This window comes from Acinetobacter sp. WCHAc060042 (assembly GCF_003231195.1).
Taxonomy (GTDB): domain Bacteria; phylum Pseudomonadota; class Gammaproteobacteria; order Pseudomonadales; family Moraxellaceae; genus Acinetobacter.
In genome coordinates this window covers 197,150-214,629 of sequence record NZ_QKVN01000001.1, presented here as the reverse complement: position 1 = coordinate 214,629, position 17,480 = coordinate 197,150, and the positions used below count along the sequence as shown (strand labels likewise).

Genomic DNA, 17,480 nt, shown 5'->3' with positions numbered 1-17,480 from the left:
TGATTAATGCTGATGTCTTATCAGTTCAGTATCTGGTTTTTGGTTGATTTTTAAATCAGTATTGCATAATGCGATTACCGGAATTTTTTAAGGTATAGAGAAGTTGGCCAAGTAAGACATCTTTTTCGGTTAAAGTCACGATAATCATAGGATGCTTTGAAGAGGGAATAGAGGTTAAGATGGCTTTACCATTATTTGCATCTAATGTAATTGATTGGCAGCCTTCAAGGTGAATTTCATGCATAAATGCAGCAACCATAGCCAAAATTGAACTGCTGACAGCCGCAAGTTTAGTCGTGTTAGAACCATCTTTTTTATAAACGTGTGCTAATTCAAAACCATCAGTGCTACAGAGCATAACGTAATTGACACCGCGAACATTCATGAGAATATCTTGAATTACATTTTTTGAAAATTCAATTAACTCTTCGGGTGCAGTACGGTTTTGTGTCAATGTGAACATATAAAACCTCACGGAGGGTTAATTTGTAATATTTGAGTTAGTTTCGATCGAAGTAATTAAAGCTTCTAATAATAGTAGTACATCATCTTTGTTTCGTGCATCAATAAAGAAAAGAGGAGAAAAGAGCTCATTTTCAAGTAGCCATTCCTTATAAATATTTGTAGATTTACCTGATTCAGAATGAAGATCGGTATGGGTAATTCCAATGGCGATATTATCCGTAAAATTCTGAAAGGTTTCTAAATAGTTCTCTAATTCTTGGATAGGATCATCCGAATGGTGGTCAATAAGAATAATCGCACCGATTGCTCCTTTGGTAATAGCGGACCAAACAAAATCAAAACGGCTTTGCCCAGGCGTACCATAGAGACCAATAGTGAGGTTTTCTTCGAGTGTAATTTCACCATAATCAATTCCAACAGTAGTTTCTAGTTTGCTATGGCGTTGTACATCAGTATTAAAAGCTTCCGTTTGCAGTACAGGAATCTCTGAAAGTGAGCGAATGGCCTCTGTCTTTCCTGCACCCATACCACCTGCAAAAACGATTTTAAAGCGTTGTAAAATCATACACTTTTCCTATATGCCTAATTTTTTTCTTAGCTTTCCAAAAAAACTTTTAATGAAACTTGATTCTTCTGAAACTTGTGGTGTTTCTGGGGGATTGTAGTGCTTATCCCAGATATTGATTTTCGAGAGGTTGTTTGTTGCAATATTTGTTGCAATAAAGCGTTGTACTGTGTCGATAGGTAAATCAAGTTGTATTGAAATTTTGGAAATCTTTCCACCTTGTATAAAACAACTTGAAAGTTGGAAAATGTGTTTTCTATCCAAATTCTGGCTAGGTTTAGGCCACATATGAATTTTAAAATGACCATCCTCAGGTGCGATTTCTTTTAAAAATAATGGAGAATTCCAAAAAAACTGCCATAGCCAATCACTCAGTATATGTGGTTGCTTCCGTGAGACTTTCATGAAGTTGCTGGTGCTGGCAATATCATAGTTAAAGCCAAATTCGGTGAAATCTTGTTCTCTAGTCGTATTGAGCCATGCAATATTGTTCTGTACATCAATAATTGCAATAGTGCCTAATGTGTCAAAGAGATGGAGTTTTGAGTTTCGTTCTTGATCTAGCATTTTACTGAAATATTCTAATTTATAAGGGCTTTTTTTATATTGTGTGTCAGCTTCAGTAAGTGCGTGTGATTGAGTTTCAATCGGTGTATTGAGTAGATGTTGTAGAATCCAATTAGATAAGCTTTCATGGTGAATAATGGGCAAAGAAAGCGTATTTTCATGAATCAGGTTTTGCCCTTGTTGGTGTTTGGTAATTTTCAGCCAAGGGAATTTTCGGCTTTGTATGATTTTTTGTATGCTGTCTGTGTCATAAAAATTTTCATGTATGAATAAGCAATCAATGCTTGGGTCGGCAGCAGAACTCCAGTTAATTTTATACTCTTGAGGAATGAGATTACGTAGCTGTGTTTTAAGCTCTTCTGAATGATTCGAACTTAGGCCAGTAATCGCAATATTAATATATTGCTTATTCATAGTATGTCTTTAATTTAAAAGGTTGAAGAGGGCAATACAAACAACCCCTTTCCCATAATGATGAAAAAGGGGGTAATTCAAATTAAGAAAAATCTAAGCCTTTTTCATATCCTTTAAGTTCATGACGTGCCATTGCAAGGTTGGCTTTAGAGCGTTCAAGTACAAGATATAAGAAAATCTTGTCATTGCCTTCTAATGGACGGATTAGGTGATATTGTTTGCCTAAAGTGATAAGAATGTCTTCAATCGTATCATTTAAATTTAAGGCTTGTGCAACACGACGTTTCGAGCGAACGACTTCGGTATTGCCTGCTGCTGCGAGTTCTAAATCAATGCTTCCACCGCCTTGAGTCGCGAGAGCTAAACCACTTTCTCCGTCAACCAATGCTGCTGCATAGAAACCATCAATATTTGCTAATGCTTCTAATGAGACTCTAGCCATAGTTTTTCTCTTCAATTATATGAGTTTTAGAAAATCCTTTTAACCTGTTGTTTCACAAGTCGATTTCATTATATGGATGGCGCGAAAAAATTATCAATAGAAATAAATTGAGCTACAAAGATGGAAAAGGAATTGGCGATTAAATCCGAGCTTTTTAGTCAGTTTTTACTGGTTTTTTTTGTGATTTTGTTGACATTTCAATTAAAATATTTTGATTGAATTTGCAATTGAATAGAAAATTGCTTAATTTATTTACAAGTGTAAGGAAATGTAAATTTAAAAAATGGCCATATAATGTTGAGGACAAGATCTATTTTTTTGATTAATTTAAGAAGATTGAATAAATATTTCTAATTTAAAAACAGAGAGATGCGTTGAATTAGAGCATCTCTCATCTTTAATCATTTAGATGAACATTTGTGAGGCTGCGCAGTAGAGTCCCCATAGAATAATAACAGCAACCACTGGTTCAAGGATTTTAGCCCACACTGGTGTTGTGTTTACTTCAGTTGCTTGGCTATGTGTGTGGTCTTGGTGGTCAGTTGTGTGTTGATTTACCATTTGATTAAACTCCTTCATCGTCTCTTCTAATGATAGCTCTTCTTCAGGCATTGGTTTAGAGCCAATCAGTTCCGTTAGGTCATTTGTTGTCCAAATCCAGTCGTCTGCTTGACCTGAAAGGTGTTCAACTTGACCCACGAGAAGTTCATGAATACCTCGTTCACCAAAATTACCTGTTTCATCAAGTTGTTTTAGTTCAGCAAACTGAAGGCTTAGCATTTCCGTTAGACTATGTTCTAAGTCCGCGTTAGCTAGCTGAGATACATTGTGAGGTGAGGTGGTAAGATGTCGAGCAAGTTCCTGAATATACAGGTGATCTTGAGTTTGAATTTCGTGGTAAAGTTTCGCGCCATCTTTACGGATAAGCGTGATAAGTTTTCCTAGTGCGAGTGTATTGGCTTCTGCTAGATACTGATTTCGTTCTTCGTGAGGAAATTTATTCAGAAGCTCAGGCTTTTGAATTTTAATCTGTTCTGAAAAATATTGTACTAAATCAAAAGCCATATACTTACTCCATTTTATTAATCTAATAGTCTGAGACTTGGTTTTTTCTTAGATGCTTCAGGTTTTTCTTCATGCTCTGATTTTAAAGCATTTTGCTCATTTTGGGTATGACCCTCATATTCAGATGGGTCGAAGAATAAACCTTGTCCATTTTCACGGGCATAAATGCCAATCACAGCATTAAGGGGGACATAAATATCACGAGATACCCCACCAAAACGTGCAGAGAAGGTAATCGCATCGTTGCTCATATGTAGCGCATGCACGGCATGCGGGACGATGTTTAAGACAATCTGCCCATCTTGAATAAACTGCTCGGGTACCATGGTATTCGGTTGCGTTGCATCGACCAATAAATGTGGTGTCAGCTGATTATCACAAATCCATTCATATATGGCGCGAGCTAAATATGGACGAGTCGGCGTAAGGTTTAATTCTTGATCAGACATAATATTCTCTACGGCTGTTTAAATTCAGATTGATAATGGTTTTTCTCCTGCAAAGTTAAAGACTTTAAAAATGCAGGACGACTAAAAATACGTTGGCAATATAAATAGATTGGGCGACATTGCTGTTTGGGTAAATGCACACCCATACTGTTTAAGCGCAGAAAGATAGGCGCGAGCATGCAATCTAAAATGCTAAAGCTTTCCGACATGAAATAGGGGAAATGCTGAAACAATGGTGTTAGGGAAATGAGTGTATCTTTCAGTTTTTTTTGTGCGTTCAGTTTTGCTTGTGCATCGAGTGTATCTGGATGGCGCAGCATCATATCGGCAAGCTTTAACCAATCTTGTTCAAAGCGCCAAATATACTGACGCTGTTCCGCACGAGGCATAGGTGCATCGGCATAGAGTTTGTTTTGACGATAACGATCGTCTAAATACTCGGAGATGATATTGGCATTAAATAGTTTTAAATCATTTTCAATCAACATCGGTAGCTGATTATAAGGGTTTAAGCTGGCGAGATCTTCATCATCAGCATCACTTAAAACCAAATGGTATTTGATTTGCTTCTCTGCAAGTACATAACGAATCCAGTGGGAGCGAAAATCATCTGCATGGCTATACAGCGTAATTCCTTGAAGCGGAGTAGTTTCGACAGACATATTTCAAGAAACTAGGTGAAGTGAATCGGTTAGAATACTAAAAATAGCCAATAAAATCATCTTAACTTTAATATGCTTATACAATCGAATAACTTGGAAAAAATTAAAGATAAGGATAAAACTATGCAACTTATGCTCAGAATCACTCAATTGATCGCAGTGATTGTATTAATGACTTCTATCTCAAATAGTTATGCTCAAAATCAAGATATAGCCGAATCAGTAGATGTAGTGCCGCAGACTGCTGAATATGTCGCTTGTATTACTGATGAAACCTGTGATGTCGCTACCTCTGTATCTGAGGATGAGATGTATGGCGGTATTCAGCAAGAATATAAGGTAAAAGGCTGTAAGGTCACTGTTTATAATGATGGAGCTGTGAAAATGGTCGATGAGCAAACAGATGAGCCGTGTAATGCACTACTTCCTAAAGATCATCAATTTTTAAAATAAGTTGGAATATGTAACTAGAGGGATATCATACGAATAAAGCAGAATGCATGGGTTTTAAAGTTGAAAATGACGCATAAAAAAAGCCTTGGATAAACCAAGGCTTTTTGTCCGATTCGGTAAACGAATTAACGTTTAGAGAATTGAGGACGTTTACGAGCTTTACGTAAACCAAGTTTCTTACGTTCAACTTCACGAGCATCACGAGTAACGAAACCAGCTTGACGAAGAGCAGGTTTAAGTGTTTCGTCAGAAGCGATCAACGCACGAGTAATACCGTGACGGATAGCGCCAGCTTGACCACCGATACCACCACCAGCAACAGTGATGTAAAGGTCATACTTTTCAGTAGCTTCAAGAAGCTCTAAAGGTTGACGAACAACCATACGAGCAGTTTCACGACCGAAGTATTGCTCAAGAGTACGGTTGTTAATTACGAGTTTGCCTGTACCAGCTGACAAGAAAACACGTGCAGTTGCGGTCTTACGGCGACCTGTACCATAATTAGTAGCCATGTGCTGTATCCCTTAGATGTCCAAAACTTGTGGCTGTTGAGCAGCGTGTGGATGCTCAGTACCTGCATACACTTTCATTTTCTTGATCATTGCATAACCAAGAGGACCTTTTGGTAACATACCTTTAACAGCTTTTTCTAAAACTGCTTCTGGTTTGTGAGCGATTAACTTTTCAAAGTTAGTCTCACGGATACCACCAGGGAAGCCAGTGTGGCGATAGTATTTTTTATCAAGTGCTTTTTTACCAGTCACTTGAATTTCTTCAGCATTGATTACAACGATATAATCGCCAGTGTCAACGTGAGGAGTATAAGAAGTCTTGTGCTTACCACGTAGACGACGAGCGATTTCAGTCGCAAGGCGACCTAAAGTTTTGCCAGAAGCATCAACAACGTACCAGTCGTGTTGAACTTCAGCAGGCTTAGCGCTGAGAGTTTTCATTAAACCACTACCTATTATAGTTGGTTTGGACTATGGAATCTGTCCAAACAAAAGGAGACGCGATTCTAAACGAAGTTGTTCGGAATCACAAATGAAAATATGAAATTTCAAGTGCCGTATTTTACGATATTCCACACTATAAAGGAAGAGATTAAAGTTTATTCTTTTATTTAAATCATGAGGAAATTGGAGTGAATCGAAAATAAAAGCGGAGAGTTGGCGCTATTATCAAATTTGAAACATATTTTTATAATCTAAGATATGATATTGCTTATGAATTTTATAAAAGTGACAGTTGGAAATTTGTCCAAGAATGGGTGATTTTTCTTTATAAAGTACCAAATTCCCCGCTTCAATTTTGAAATCGCCTGATTATTCAAGTTTCACTGTTTCATTTTCTACAGAGGGTCTTCTAGCTCAAGAGCCATATCGACATGCTTAAAAAATGTCAGCCGATAGATAGGTCTTGAGTTCATCGTTACATGATGTGCTTTGATATACGTTGTATAATATTGCATGCCTTCTATTTGAGTTAGCTATGCTTCCTTTATATGTCACCAGTGGCGAACCTGCTGGAATTGGTCCAGATATTTGTTTGAGCCTTGCAGGGCGGGTAGATGAACGCCCCATTGTTGTTTTGGCGGATCTGAACTTGTTAGCTAAGCGCGCAGAGAAATTGGGAATCGACATAGAACTGATTGAATATGTAGGGCAAAAGACGTCATCGGCTCCGAGACAGCTCTATGTTGAGCATGTGCCCTTGAACCAAGCTGTGGTATTAGGTGAATTAAACCCAAGCAATGCATCCTATGTCTTAGAACAGTTACGACGTTCGGCCGATTATGCCATGTCAGGGAAAAGTGTAGGTGTTGCAACTGCACCTGTACAAAAGTCAGTCATCAATGATGCTGGCATTCACTTTAGTGGACATACCGAATACTACCAAGAGTTTGCTGGGGTGGAACGTGTGGTGATGATGCTTGCAACCAAGACGTTGCGTGTCGCGCTAGCGACTACACATTTACCTTTGAGGGCTGTGCCTGATGCAATTACCAAAGAGCGACTGCATCAAGTGATTGATATTTTAATTCAAGATTTAAAAAGCAAATTCAAAAAAGAGCATCCGCACATTTTAGTGTGTGGCTTAAACCCACACGCAGGAGAGGATGGCTATTTGGGTATGGAGGAAATTGAGGTGATTAATCCCGTGCTAGAAAGCTACCGTGCTCAAGGCATAAATATGAGCCTGAGTTTGCCTGCCGACACTTTATTTACCCCTGAAAACTTAAAAGATGCCGATGCTGTTTTGGCGATGTATCACGATCAGGGCTTACCTGTGTTAAAATCGCAAGGGTTTGGTGAAGCCATTAATATTACTTTGGGCTTGCCGTTTATTCGTACCTCAGTTGATCATGGCACAGCTCTCTCCCTCGCAGGCACAGGTCTTGCGAAAAGCTCAAGCTTACAGGTCGCTGTTGATTTAGCGTTAGAATTAGCTCGTCACTAATGTTCAGTGATTAACTCACGTTGGAAAATTTTATGTATCAAATTAATGCCTTAAACCCTAAAGATGAAGGGCACCATACGCGTAAGCGTTTTGGGCAAAACTTCTTACATGACCAACGTGTGATTGCCAAGATTGTACGTTCAGTTGCACCCCGTTCAGGGGATAACATTGTGGAAATTGGCCCGGGTTTGGCAGCCTTAACTTCCCCGTTGATTGGTGAATGTGACGCACTCACGGTGGTCGAATTAGACCGTGATTTGGCGGCAGGTTTACCGGGGCGTGTGCCACATCCTGAACGTTTAACCATTATTGAAACGGATGCACTGAAGTACGACTTCACTAATCTATTTGAAGATGGTCGCCCTTTACGGGTTGTGGGTAATTTGCCGTATAACATCTCGACGCCACTTTTGTTTCACCTCTTGGAGTTTGGTGACAAAGTTAAAGACATGCACTTTATGCTACAAAAAGAAGTGGTGGATCGTATTACGGCTACTCCAAATAGCAAAGAGTATGGTCGTTTGTCGGTGATGATTCAGTATTTCTGTAAACCTACGTTCTTGTTTGAAGTACCGCCGGGTTCATTTAACCCACCACCTAAAGTGACTTCTGCGGTGTTCCGTTTAGAGCCGTACGCAGTTAAGCCGATTGTGGCAAAAAATGAAAAAGCTTTGGCACGGTTGGTATCACATGTCTTTACCCAGCGCCGTAAAACTTTGCGTAATAGCTTAAAAGGCATGTTGGTTGAAGATGGTTTTGAACAAGCAGGTGTTGATCCGATGGCGCGCCCAGAGACTTTAACACTGGCTCAATTTGTGGCATTAGCAGATCAAATGGTGGCTTAAGGTGGCAGGTGCAGAGATTCGATACAATTATGTCATTGGTGATGTGCAGGGTTGTTTTGAAGCACTGAAAGCCTTGCTAAAGACCATTCAGTTTGATCCTGACCAAGATTTTATTTGGTTTGCAGGGGATTTGGTTGCTCGTGGTGAAAACTCATTGGGTGCCTTACGCTTTATTAAAAAATTAGTAGAGCGCAAGGCGGCTGCAACAGTTTTAGGCAATCATGATTTAACTTTGCTGGCGGCTGCACGTGGCATTAAAACCATCAAAGATAAAGATAACATTCGTGATGTGATTGATGCGATTGATAGTGATGATTTGATTGATTGGTTGCGGAAACAACCCTTGTGTGTGTTTCCAAATGCAACGACAGTTCTGACGCATGCAGGCATTCCAACCAACTGGACAGCAGAACAGGCAGCTGCTTTGGCGGCAGAAGTTGAGGCGGTCATTGCAGCGGATGATTTTGATGTTGTCGATGCCTTTTTAAAAGACATGTATGGCAAAGAACCTACCTTATGGTCGGATAAACTCACGGGCAACGCGCGTTTACGCTGTATCGTGAATTATTTGACCCGTATGCGTTTAACCGATAGTGCTGGGCGTTTGGAATTTAGTTTTAAAGACTCGCTCAGCGACCCAATGCCTGAAGGGTTCAAACCATGGTTTGAATTCGCTTCGCAAGCAGCGCAAACCCATAAAGTTGTGTTTGGTCACTGGGCCGCTTTACAAGGCAAAACCATTTCGGACTCGATTCAAAACGTAGATGGCGGTTGTGTCTGGGGGCATCAATTAATGGCTTACCGTTTAGAAGATGAGAGCTTATTTGCCGTTGATAATCCAGTTCAATAGCCCATGCATTAAAAAAGCCACGAAGTTCGTGGCTTTTTTATTCTTAGTCGATTCTTAACCATGTTTGGTTACGACCTAAGGCAGAAACACCGATGTATGCACGTAGAGAAAGACGCTTTCCTGTGGCATTCAGCTTCATTTTGGCATCATAGAGTTTGCCTGATAATGGATCAATCACACGACCTTTTTCATAGTTGTTGGTGCCGTCCACGTGCTTCAAATCTTTAATAATATCCATGCCTAAAATGGGTTTGTTGGTATAAGGCGATGGGCAATTTACACAAAATTCTTTAGGTGTATATCCAGGACGTGGTGTAATTTTAACAATTTTTCCAGTATAGGTGTTATTGGACTCTTTACGAATTTCAATAATGGCTTTCGGCGAGCCTGACTTATCATCAATTTGTTGCCATGTCCCTGTTAAGTCCTGTGCAAATGCTCCCCCGCAAAGCATGGACAATGTTAATCCCGCGATAAAAAACTTACTTTTCATATAAGGTTCTCTATAATTTCACAAAAATATCCAAGACACAGAAAAATAAGCAGTTAGCATAAGGCAAACTGCTTATGGTCGTTGGATATAGAATAGGCATATGCCTTTTAAAAAAATGGAAAAATTATACAGACTTAGCTGAAACCTTATTATTCATTGAATTTAAAATGATCAGTCTAAGTTTTGAAAATGTATAATTTACTCATCGTTTAGCTGTTAAATCTCAACATAGTATGATTTTACAGATGATAGCCACACGTTAGCGAGCATTAAGTCGCAATTATTCACGGATCCATGTTTGGCTACGACCCAGTGCAGATATGCCCACATATCCTCGAAGTGTTAAACGTTTACCATTTGAGCTAAGTTTTGCTTTGCAACTGTAAATATTTCCTGACAACGGGTCGATAATTTTTCCACCTGTATAATTGGTATCACCATTGTGTTTGAGCCCTTTCATGACATCCATGCCTAAAATGGGTTTATTGGTATATGGTGCTGGGCAATTGATACAATGTTCTTTGGGGGTATAGCCTGGACGAGGGGTCACTTTAACAACTTTAGCGGTATAGGTCCCGTTTGATTCTTGACGGATTTCTAGGATGGCTTTCGATGATCCAGTTTTGTCATCAATGTTTTTCCACGTACCGCTAATATCTTCAGCAAAAGCTGCACTGCCAATGACAGATGTAGCGAATGCGATTGCAAGTGTCAATTTGCTCATGAACAAAATCCTTTTATCATTTAATAAACGACAAACTCATCATAAGTTGATTTTTTAAACAATACAATTGTTTATGTGAGGAACATATCACATTTTTTGCAAGTATAGAATAAACAACGGTAACCATATTGCAGTAAACACAGCATTGACTGCCATTCCAAAGGCGGCATAGCGCCCTGCAATACTGCCTCGTTGCCATGCTTGGGCTGTTCCAATAGCATGTGCGGCAAGACCGAGTGCTAACCCTGAAGCACGTTCATCATTGATATGTTTTAAAATCAGTGGAGAGAATGCGGCACCGATGACTCCAGATAAAATCACAATTAAAATCGCGAGACTGATGGGTGCATGGAGGAGTGTTGCGATATTAATCGCAATTGGAGTGGTGACAGCACGTGTGGCAAAAGCCATGATGGTCGGATCAGATAAATGCAGTAAATAAGCCAAACCCATAGGCAATCCGACCGCACTAATACTTGCAAAAACTAAGATGCCAACCACTGCTTTGAGAGGAAGGTCGTCATAACGCATGGACGCTAAAGGAATAGCCAGTGCAACAGTGACATAACCGAGCAAATGATTAAAAACAGGATTCACCTGCGCCATATATTGCTCATAAGGAATGTTGAGGAGGAAGAGAAGTGCAATCACAAAACACATGCCAATCACAATAATTGGAATCTGTGGCAACTTTTTATTGATTGGTTTTGCCAGTAAATAAGCAACTAAAGTCAGGAAAAAACCGAAAATGATGGGAATCATGAGCATTCTCCTAAAGCCATTTCTTAGACATTTTGGCATAAACCCAAAGTGGGATAAGTGTGCTGACAAACAGCACCACCAAAAACATTGGGATTTCGTGACCTAAATGGGTCATCATCAGCAAGGAACCTGCACTAATGGGCAGAAAGGCGAAAGCACTTTCTTTCATGATTTTATTGTTGGTATCGACCAAACGTGCTGGAATTTTTTTGAATTTCCGCCAACCTAACAGCACGATTAATAAACTAATGAGTCCAAGTAAATTGCCCATTTCGGGGTGCCCAAAGTACCCCGTGACCCATACAGCAGATTCTCGAAAGAGAACGATGAGGGCAACCGTGCCGATCCATGCGGTCCAATCAACCGTTTTTATCCATTCCATTTTGTTCTGTCATTAACATTTTACTTATCACGTTTTAACCGATTTAGTTTTTGATTTCAAATTCTTCGAGTTCACGATGAAATTGTTTTGCTTTCAAACCTAAAATTTCATCAATTGGTAAATGTGCTTGTTTAATCAGTTGTTCCAGTTTATGTGGTGCAATGTACACTTGTAGGTGAAGATTTCCTTCATCATCATAATTTTCAGATTGAATCACATTCAGGGCATATAATTGGTTGCGCAATTTGCCATAGGCTGGCTTGAGCAGAACGTCAAAGTTTTGAATTTGTCCCATTAAGCACTCTTGTACTGCTTGGCGCAGTAGATTGAGTCCTTCGCCCGTATGTGCTGACACATAAACACGCTCAGGGACATTGGGTTCAGCATAGATAATTTTGGCTTGTTCAGCACTTTGGTCAATTTTGTTATAAACACGAAGGATAGGAATATCGGCTCCAATTTCTTTGAGCACTTTTTCAACGGCTTCAATTTGTTCCATCAGATCTGGACTGTTGGAGTCAATTACATGCAGCAGTAGGCTAGCTTCTAAGGTTTCCTCTAGTGTCGCTTTAAAAGATTCGACCAAGGCGTGCGCAAGGTTACGTACAAAGCCTACAGTGTCGGCTAAGACCAAAGGGCCAATACCATCCCAGTCTAAACGTCTTAGAGTGGGGTCTAAGGTTGCAAATAGCTGATCTGCGGCATAAACATCAGATTTGGCGAGGGTGTTAAATAGAGTCGATTTTCCAGCATTGGTATAACCGACTAAAGAAACGGTTGGAATAGCAGCTTTTTGGCGTGCTGCACGACCTTGGATTCGCGTTTGTCGTACTTTCTCTAATTTATCTTTAAGTTGTCCTACACGAACACGAAGTAAACGACGGTCAGTTTCGAGTTGAGTTTCACCTGGTCCACGAAGCCCAATCCCACCTTTTTGGCTATCGAGACTAATCCCTGTACCGACTAGTCGAGAAGACAAGTGATCAAGTTGAGCCAATTCGACTTGAAGTTTACCTTCATGAGTACGTGCGCGCTGTGCAAAGATATCTAAAATAAGGCGGGTGCGGTCAATGACGCGACATTTGATAATGCGGCTCAGGTTGCGTTCCTGGCTGGGGGTTAGTGCATGGTCAATAATCACCAAACTTGCTTCTAGCTCTTCCACACGTGCTGCTACTTCTTCAGCTTTGCCTGAACCAATAAAATATTTAGGGTCAGGTTTGAATCTTTGAGCGTGAATATGCTCTAGAATTTCTGCACCTGCCGATTTGGCAAGTAAGCGAAACTCTTCTGCATCAAGATCTTCCAGAATGTGGATGGCAACACTGACTAAAATCGTTTTTTCGCCACCTTGTTTCTGTTCAAAATATTCCACTCAATATAATCTCGCACCTAGAAAGCTCTAGTGTAGATGAATTTACTCAGCTTGAGCGAAATAGTTATAGCGTGGCTTTACATGGTGCGAAAGAGCTGTACCAAAAGAACCAAACTTCCAAAGTATAAGATGCTTAACCCAAGAATAAATTTAAATGCTTGAACGGGATTTAAGGGTGCAGCAGGAGGATTCATTTGATCATTCATGGGAGAACCTTGTTTTGATATTTCGATTGAATTATTATAATTAATTTATTTAAACGATCAAAATTGAAAATAATCATCTAGTCTTTCGGTTTTTATGATCAATGCAAGTAAGTTAAGATCAGTATAGAATGAGTTGTAATCAATGATTAACTGTTGAATAAAGCTGTGCCAAGTGAATCCTCTATGCAATCAAATACTGAAATAAAAACAACATCATTAAGTGGACTCTCAAAACTTGCGTTGTATAGCAAGAAGCTAGTAACGGGACTCGGTGCCGTTTCTGAGGGTTTTTATTTGGTTTATCGACATGGCTTGTATAAAGACATTAATAATCCTCAAAATACCCGCTACGTGCAGTATTTTTGTCGTCGACTCTGCAAAGTTTTTAACATTGATGTGCATGTCCATGGCGATATTCCACGTAAACCTGCACTTTGGGTGAGTAATCATATTTCATGGTTAGACGTGGCAGTTTTGGGTTCTGGCGCACGGGTGTTTTTTTTAGCCAAAGCTGAAATTGAAAAATGGCCTGTGTTTGGCAAACTTGCAAAAAGTGGTGGAACCTTGTTTATCCAACGTGGGTCGGGCGATTCAATCAAGATCCGTGAACAAATTACTGAATTTTTAAAACAAGACATTCCTGTGCTGTTCTTCCCAGAAGCGACTACTACTGACGGTTCTAAAGTAAAAAAAGTCCATGGGCGTATTTTAGGGGCTGCAATTGAAGCACAGCGCGATGTCCAAATTTGTTTAATTTGTTATGTCAATCAGCAGGGCGGGCTCGACCAAGTTTCGCCTTTTATTGGTAATATTGGTTTTGCCGAACACGTCCAAAAAGTCTTGGAGATGCCTCAAGTTACAGCACATCTTGTTGCATTACCTGCAATTTGTACTGCAGGTCATACAGTCGATAGCTTAACAGCCTTGGTACAACAAAAGATGGTGCAAGGCTTGGCTGACTTACACCAAAAGGTATTGAAACCTCAAGCGAGCGCGATGGGAAGTTGAAGGCTTACATAAAGCCTTCGATCGGGAGCCATGAAATGACTTTAATACCTGCACGTTTAAACCAGTTCATTTTCGGCTCTGTGGTATAAGTCTTGATTGAGCCATCGGCCTGCTTAATTTGCCAGTTAATATTTTTGTTGGCATCCAGAACCAGTTTATAGGCATATTTACTCAAATTTTGATCCATTGTTTGATGCACAGCCTTTGCCAAAGGCGGGCTGTTGAGTAAAACACCAATTTCGGTATTTAAGTTGGCAGAACGTGGGTCAAAATTAAACGAGCCAATAAAAACCTGTTTTTCATCAATCGTCATAAGCTTGGCATGCAGGCTAGAACGGCTTAATCCTTTGATGCTGACTTTGGCTTTTTTCGAGATTTCCTCATTGTTCTCATTAAGTGCTTCAGCCGCAGGATTTGCTAAGAATTCATACAGTTGTACACCATTTTCTAGTAAGTCTTGGCGGTATTTTCCATAGAAAGCATGGACCAAAGGTACATCATTGGCTTTGAATGAGTTGGTGAGTACACGGACTTGGATATCACTTTGCGCAAGGTTGGCAAGGTGTTTTTTGCCTTTACGTTCAGGAACGAAATAGGCAGAGATAATGTCGATGCTATCTGTTGGTTTTTCTAGATGGGTTTGTAACTGGAAGTTGAGATGTTCTTCTTTTTTAGCTCGGGATTTGATTTTACTTGGTGAGTCTTTTACGACTTCGGCCTTGACCCAGTCAAATTGGATACTATCGTTCAGCCAGTGTTCAAAGGCTTGTGAACGATTGGCAAGATCCAGATAATTTTGTACCGTCACTTCTTGATAGTGCTGTTGCAACTGTGTTTTTAAGCCTTCATAGCGTAAGCTGTAATGATTGGCATTGACGATTTGACGTACTGGAAAGGCATAATCATCATTCCAGTATTCATCGAATGAGTGCACAATTTCATCTGCTGCCGAACCTACAAGCATGACATCTACATCAGAAAACTGGTAATTGTCACTGACATTATAATATTGATTACTCATATTACGACCACCAATCAGCGCGATTTGGTTATCAGCAATAAAACTTTTGTTATGCATACGACGGTTAATGCGTTTGAGATTGAGCATCATATCCATCGCGCGATAGTGGCGGAAGCGATAGGGATTATACAGTTTGATGTCAATGTTGGCGTGTTGGTCGAGTGCGAGGTAAATGCCTTCCATTTTCTTGGCATTGTTGTCATCAATCAGTAACCGAACCTTGACCCCACGGTCTGCCGCTTTCAATATTGAATAAAGTGCCAGTGCGCCGATGCGGTCATTATCCCAAATATAATATTGTAGATCTAAAGTCTTTTCTGCTTTATCAATGAGATGGATGCGTGCTGCTAATGCTTCGAGTGGGTTATAGAGAATATGGAAACCTGTCAATCCCGGATTTTGCTCACGGAGTGGTAGTACGATTTTGGCTAAGCTGGTTTGGTCCGTGGCTTGATCAAAAGCATAAACTTGAGGCTGCGGAATCTGTTTGGGCAAAGTATTACAGGCAGGAACAGAGATCACCATACAGCTGAGTAAAAGTAGTTTAGCACCTTGCTGAGTCGACGTTGAGCGGGGTAGAGCGCGCTTCACTGCGCTGTGTGGTTTTTCCATCGTCATAAAGTCTATAAATTTGGTTTGAGTATAATTCTGAGCTGTGAAAAGATAAACAGAAGATTATGTGTTCTTGATGAACTGTTTGTGAGTAAATGTCTATGCTAAATACACAATCCGTCGTGTTCTATTTTTATATTGCGATGGCCTTGCTTGCCGGTTGGGCAGTGTATCAAGCATGGATCAGTCAAACCAATACGGAGACGATTCATCCGTTTAAAGCCTTTGTGCATTTATTGGCTTTTTATTTGTCTTATTTACTGATTCCTTTATTTTTCTTTAGTTTATATGCAGGTATTCAAGGTTATTACTCATGGCATGAAGCAATTTTTGTCTTTTTAGTGAGTGGCTTATTGTGTTATGCACGTTTTATTGAGCCGCATTTTGTCCATGTTAAAACCATGCAGTATCAAATCCAAGAGGACTATAAATTACTCAAACCTGTTCGTATTGCTTTGGTTGCTGATTTACATATTGGTTTGTTTTCAGGTCATGAACGTCAGTTAAAAACCATTGTTAAACGGCTGAATGAACAAAAGCCTGATTTGGTGGTGATTGCTGGAGACTGGACCTATGAACCTGAAAATACACTGGCGGAAGAGTTAGAGGTACTACGCGAAATTAATGCACCCGTCTATTCGGTCAATGGTAACCATGATGAACAGTATCCAGGTCCCCCGATTCAAAACCTATTAAGACATGCTTTGAAGGTCAACAATGTTATTGATATAGAGGGGCAGATTGTTGAATTTGATGAGTTTCGCTTAATCGGGGTCGGTGACTTGTGGGCAGGTAAGGCAGATATGCGTTTTATGCCACATTTACCGCAGGACAAGCCATGGGTCATTTTATCGCACAATCCTGACACGGTCGATATGGTGCCTTCTTTACCAACACGTCCTTTAATGTTGTCAGGTCATACGCATGGCGGCCAGGTTGAACTGCCGTGGTTAACGGATTTTGTGATGAAAAAGGTGTCGATCTTGGGGCACAAGAAAGGCTTGTACCGTCATGAACACGCAGATGTGTTTGTTACGGTGGGTACAGGTATGGTGGGTGTACCGTTTCGCTTCCGGGTCCCACCGACCATTGATATCATTGAGCTAATCTAAAGCTCAGCTAGAACCAATAAAAAATAAAGCTTAAAACCAAAATGACCACAGCCAAGATCATCCACAGCTTGTGGTTTTTGGGCTGTAAGGCTTGAATACCTTGTGTTCGGGTTACGTCACTATTATTCACATCTTTATGTTGTGATTTTTGCAGGGTTTGATCTTCTTTGAGAGTTAATTTCGGAGGAGTAAGACGATTTATTGTTAACTCTGCAGTTGAGATATCTTCTGAGTAAAGTTGCTCGTGGTTATACATACTTTTTAGTGCTGCATCATGACGTTTTGTGAGCTCCGTGACGATTTCTTGTGCATCGTCGTATTGAAAAGCCGTGTGTGTTGCGATGTATTGGATGGCTTGAATGATTTTGTTTTCTTCAACTAATACGATGACGTCGAGGAGTTGTTCATTGGTGAGTTGTTCTATTTTTTCATCCATTTCTGTGTCCTATTCATCAGTATTCACCTTTATTTTTGAAGTTATATGCGCAATTTTAAAGGTGGTTTTTGTAGCGTTTGTTAAAGCATTGGTATAAAAAAACCAGCATCAT

The 17,480-nt window shown here is 40.0% G+C and carries 23 protein-coding genes; 6 read left to right on the top strand and 17 right to left on the bottom strand.

Annotated elements, in window-relative coordinates; all coding sequences use genetic code 11:
• Positions 1 to 55: 55 nt before the first annotated feature.
• The 7 genes from DPG01_RS00995 to DPG01_RS00965 all read right to left on the bottom strand — a co-directional run bounded on the left by DPG01_RS00995 (position 56) and on the right by DPG01_RS00965 (position 4,629).
• Positions 56 to 463, bottom strand: a complete 408-nt coding sequence (locus DPG01_RS00995) for a roadblock/LC7 domain-containing protein (protein ID WP_110973908.1) — start codon at positions 461 to 463, stop codon at positions 56 to 58.
• Between the two features lie 18 nt (positions 464 to 481).
• Positions 482 to 1,030, bottom strand: a complete 549-nt coding sequence (locus DPG01_RS00990; protein ID WP_110973907.1) for a GTP-binding protein — start codon at positions 1,028 to 1,030, stop codon at positions 482 to 484.
• Positions 1,031 to 1,039: 9 nt separating this feature from the next.
• Positions 1,040 to 2,011 carry a hypothetical protein gene (locus tag DPG01_RS00985; RefSeq protein WP_110973906.1) on the bottom strand — a complete coding sequence of 324 codons (972 nt, stop codon included), beginning with the start codon at positions 2,009 to 2,011 and terminating at the stop codon, positions 1,040 to 1,042.
• A gap of 82 nt (positions 2,012 to 2,093) precedes the next feature.
• Positions 2,094 to 2,453: a hypothetical protein gene (locus DPG01_RS00980; RefSeq protein WP_086208866.1), complete on the bottom strand. Its 360-nt coding sequence runs from the start codon at positions 2,451 to 2,453 to the stop codon at positions 2,094 to 2,096.
• Between the two features lie 405 nt (positions 2,454 to 2,858).
• Positions 2,859 to 3,518, bottom strand: coding sequence for a hypothetical protein (locus tag DPG01_RS00975; protein ID WP_110973905.1), 660 nt, complete (start codon positions 3,516 to 3,518; stop codon positions 2,859 to 2,861).
• A 17-nt stretch (positions 3,519 to 3,535) separates the two neighbouring features.
• Positions 3,536 to 3,967, bottom strand: a complete 432-nt coding sequence (locus DPG01_RS00970) for a ClpXP protease specificity-enhancing factor (protein ID WP_110973904.1) — start codon at positions 3,965 to 3,967, stop codon at positions 3,536 to 3,538.
• Between the two features lie 8 nt (positions 3,968 to 3,975).
• Positions 3,976 to 4,629: a glutathione S-transferase N-terminal domain-containing protein gene (locus tag DPG01_RS00965; protein ID WP_110973903.1), complete on the bottom strand. Its 654-nt coding sequence runs from the start codon at positions 4,627 to 4,629 to the stop codon at positions 3,976 to 3,978.
• A 123-nt stretch (positions 4,630 to 4,752) separates the two neighbouring features.
• Between DPG01_RS00965 and DPG01_RS00960 the strand changes: the two genes are divergently transcribed.
• Positions 4,753 to 5,082: a hypothetical protein gene (locus DPG01_RS00960; protein WP_110973902.1), complete on the top strand. Its 330-nt coding sequence runs from the start codon at positions 4,753 to 4,755 to the stop codon at positions 5,080 to 5,082.
• A 125-nt stretch (positions 5,083 to 5,207) separates the two neighbouring features.
• Here DPG01_RS00960 and rpsI read toward each other — a convergent pair whose 3' ends face one another.
• A complete protein-coding gene (gene rpsI, locus DPG01_RS00955; RefSeq protein ID WP_086208861.1) occupies positions 5,208 to 5,594 on the bottom strand; it encodes a 30S ribosomal protein S9 in 387 nt (128 codons plus the stop codon).
• A gap of 12 nt (positions 5,595 to 5,606) precedes the next feature.
• The gene (gene rplM, locus DPG01_RS00950; RefSeq protein ID WP_004695096.1) at positions 5,607 to 6,035 is read right to left on the bottom strand and encodes a 50S ribosomal protein L13; all 429 of its coding nucleotides are present in this window, start codon (positions 6,033 to 6,035) and stop codon (positions 5,607 to 5,609) included.
• A gap of 538 nt (positions 6,036 to 6,573) precedes the next feature.
• On the opposite strand from rplM, the gene pdxA reads away from it, so the two are divergent.
• From pdxA to DPG01_RS00935, 3 genes are read left to right on the top strand one after another with little or no spacing between them, the layout of a single operon-like run.
• The gene (pdxA, locus tag DPG01_RS00945; protein ID WP_087528247.1) at positions 6,574 to 7,542 is read left to right on the top strand and encodes a 4-hydroxythreonine-4-phosphate dehydrogenase PdxA; all 969 of its coding nucleotides are present in this window, start codon (positions 6,574 to 6,576) and stop codon (positions 7,540 to 7,542) included.
• A 32-nt stretch (positions 7,543 to 7,574) separates the two neighbouring features.
• Complete coding sequence (gene rsmA, locus DPG01_RS00940) at positions 7,575 to 8,387, top strand: 16S rRNA (adenine(1518)-N(6)/adenine(1519)-N(6))-dimethyltransferase RsmA (protein WP_110973901.1); 813 nt, start codon at positions 7,575 to 7,577, stop codon at positions 8,385 to 8,387.
• 1 nt (position 8,388) lies between these two features.
• Positions 8,389 to 9,237 carry a symmetrical bis(5'-nucleosyl)-tetraphosphatase gene (locus DPG01_RS00935; protein WP_110973900.1) on the top strand — a complete coding sequence of 283 codons (849 nt, stop codon included), beginning with the start codon at positions 8,389 to 8,391 and terminating at the stop codon, positions 9,235 to 9,237.
• 43 nt (positions 9,238 to 9,280) lie between these two features.
• Here DPG01_RS00935 and DPG01_RS00930 read toward each other — a convergent pair whose 3' ends face one another.
• From DPG01_RS00930 to DPG01_RS18995, 6 genes are all read right to left on the bottom strand, one after another.
• Positions 9,281 to 9,730: a DUF2147 domain-containing protein gene (locus DPG01_RS00930; RefSeq protein ID WP_086208857.1), complete on the bottom strand. Its 450-nt coding sequence runs from the start codon at positions 9,728 to 9,730 to the stop codon at positions 9,281 to 9,283.
• Between the two features lie 280 nt (positions 9,731 to 10,010).
• On the bottom strand, positions 10,011 to 10,454 hold the full coding sequence (locus tag DPG01_RS00925; protein WP_110973899.1) for a DUF2147 domain-containing protein: 444 nt from the start codon (positions 10,452 to 10,454) through the stop codon (positions 10,011 to 10,013).
• 87 nt (positions 10,455 to 10,541) lie between these two features.
• Positions 10,542 to 11,216, bottom strand: coding sequence for an LrgB family protein (locus DPG01_RS00920; protein ID WP_086208855.1), 675 nt, complete (start codon positions 11,214 to 11,216; stop codon positions 10,542 to 10,544).
• Positions 11,217 to 11,226: 10 nt separating this feature from the next.
• Positions 11,227 to 11,598 (bottom strand): hypothetical protein, encoded by a 372-nt coding sequence (locus tag DPG01_RS00915; RefSeq protein WP_086208854.1) that lies wholly within the window; start codon positions 11,596 to 11,598, stop codon positions 11,227 to 11,229.
• Positions 11,599 to 11,641: 43 nt separating this feature from the next.
• Positions 11,642 to 12,973: a ribosome rescue GTPase HflX gene (gene hflX, locus DPG01_RS00910; RefSeq protein ID WP_086208853.1), complete on the bottom strand. Its 1,332-nt coding sequence runs from the start codon at positions 12,971 to 12,973 to the stop codon at positions 11,642 to 11,644.
• Positions 12,974 to 13,050: 77 nt separating this feature from the next.
• The gene (locus tag DPG01_RS18995) at positions 13,051 to 13,179 is read right to left on the bottom strand and encodes a hypothetical protein (RefSeq protein WP_265733398.1); all 129 of its coding nucleotides are present in this window, start codon (positions 13,177 to 13,179) and stop codon (positions 13,051 to 13,053) included.
• Positions 13,180 to 13,362: 183 nt separating this feature from the next.
• Between DPG01_RS18995 and DPG01_RS00905 the strand changes: the two genes are divergently transcribed.
• Positions 13,363 to 14,187, top strand: a complete 825-nt coding sequence (locus tag DPG01_RS00905) for a lysophospholipid acyltransferase family protein (protein WP_086208852.1) — start codon at positions 13,363 to 13,365, stop codon at positions 14,185 to 14,187.
• A gap of 4 nt (positions 14,188 to 14,191) precedes the next feature.
• Here DPG01_RS00905 and DPG01_RS00900 read toward each other — a convergent pair whose 3' ends face one another.
• Positions 14,192 to 15,733, bottom strand: coding sequence for a phospholipase D family protein (locus DPG01_RS00900; RefSeq protein WP_228156950.1), 1,542 nt, complete (start codon positions 15,731 to 15,733; stop codon positions 14,192 to 14,194).
• 188 nt (positions 15,734 to 15,921) lie between these two features.
• Here DPG01_RS00900 and DPG01_RS00895 point away from each other — a divergent pair, with 188 nt between their 5' ends.
• Positions 15,922 to 16,932 carry a metallophosphoesterase gene (locus DPG01_RS00895; RefSeq protein WP_086208850.1) on the top strand — a complete coding sequence of 337 codons (1,011 nt, stop codon included), beginning with the start codon at positions 15,922 to 15,924 and terminating at the stop codon, positions 16,930 to 16,932.
• Positions 16,933 to 16,939: 7 nt separating this feature from the next.
• On the opposite strand, the gene DPG01_RS00890 is transcribed toward DPG01_RS00895, so the two are convergent.
• Positions 16,940 to 17,368, bottom strand: a complete 429-nt coding sequence (locus DPG01_RS00890; RefSeq protein WP_086208849.1) for a hypothetical protein — start codon at positions 17,366 to 17,368, stop codon at positions 16,940 to 16,942.
• Between the last annotated feature and the right edge of the window lie 112 nt (positions 17,369 to 17,480).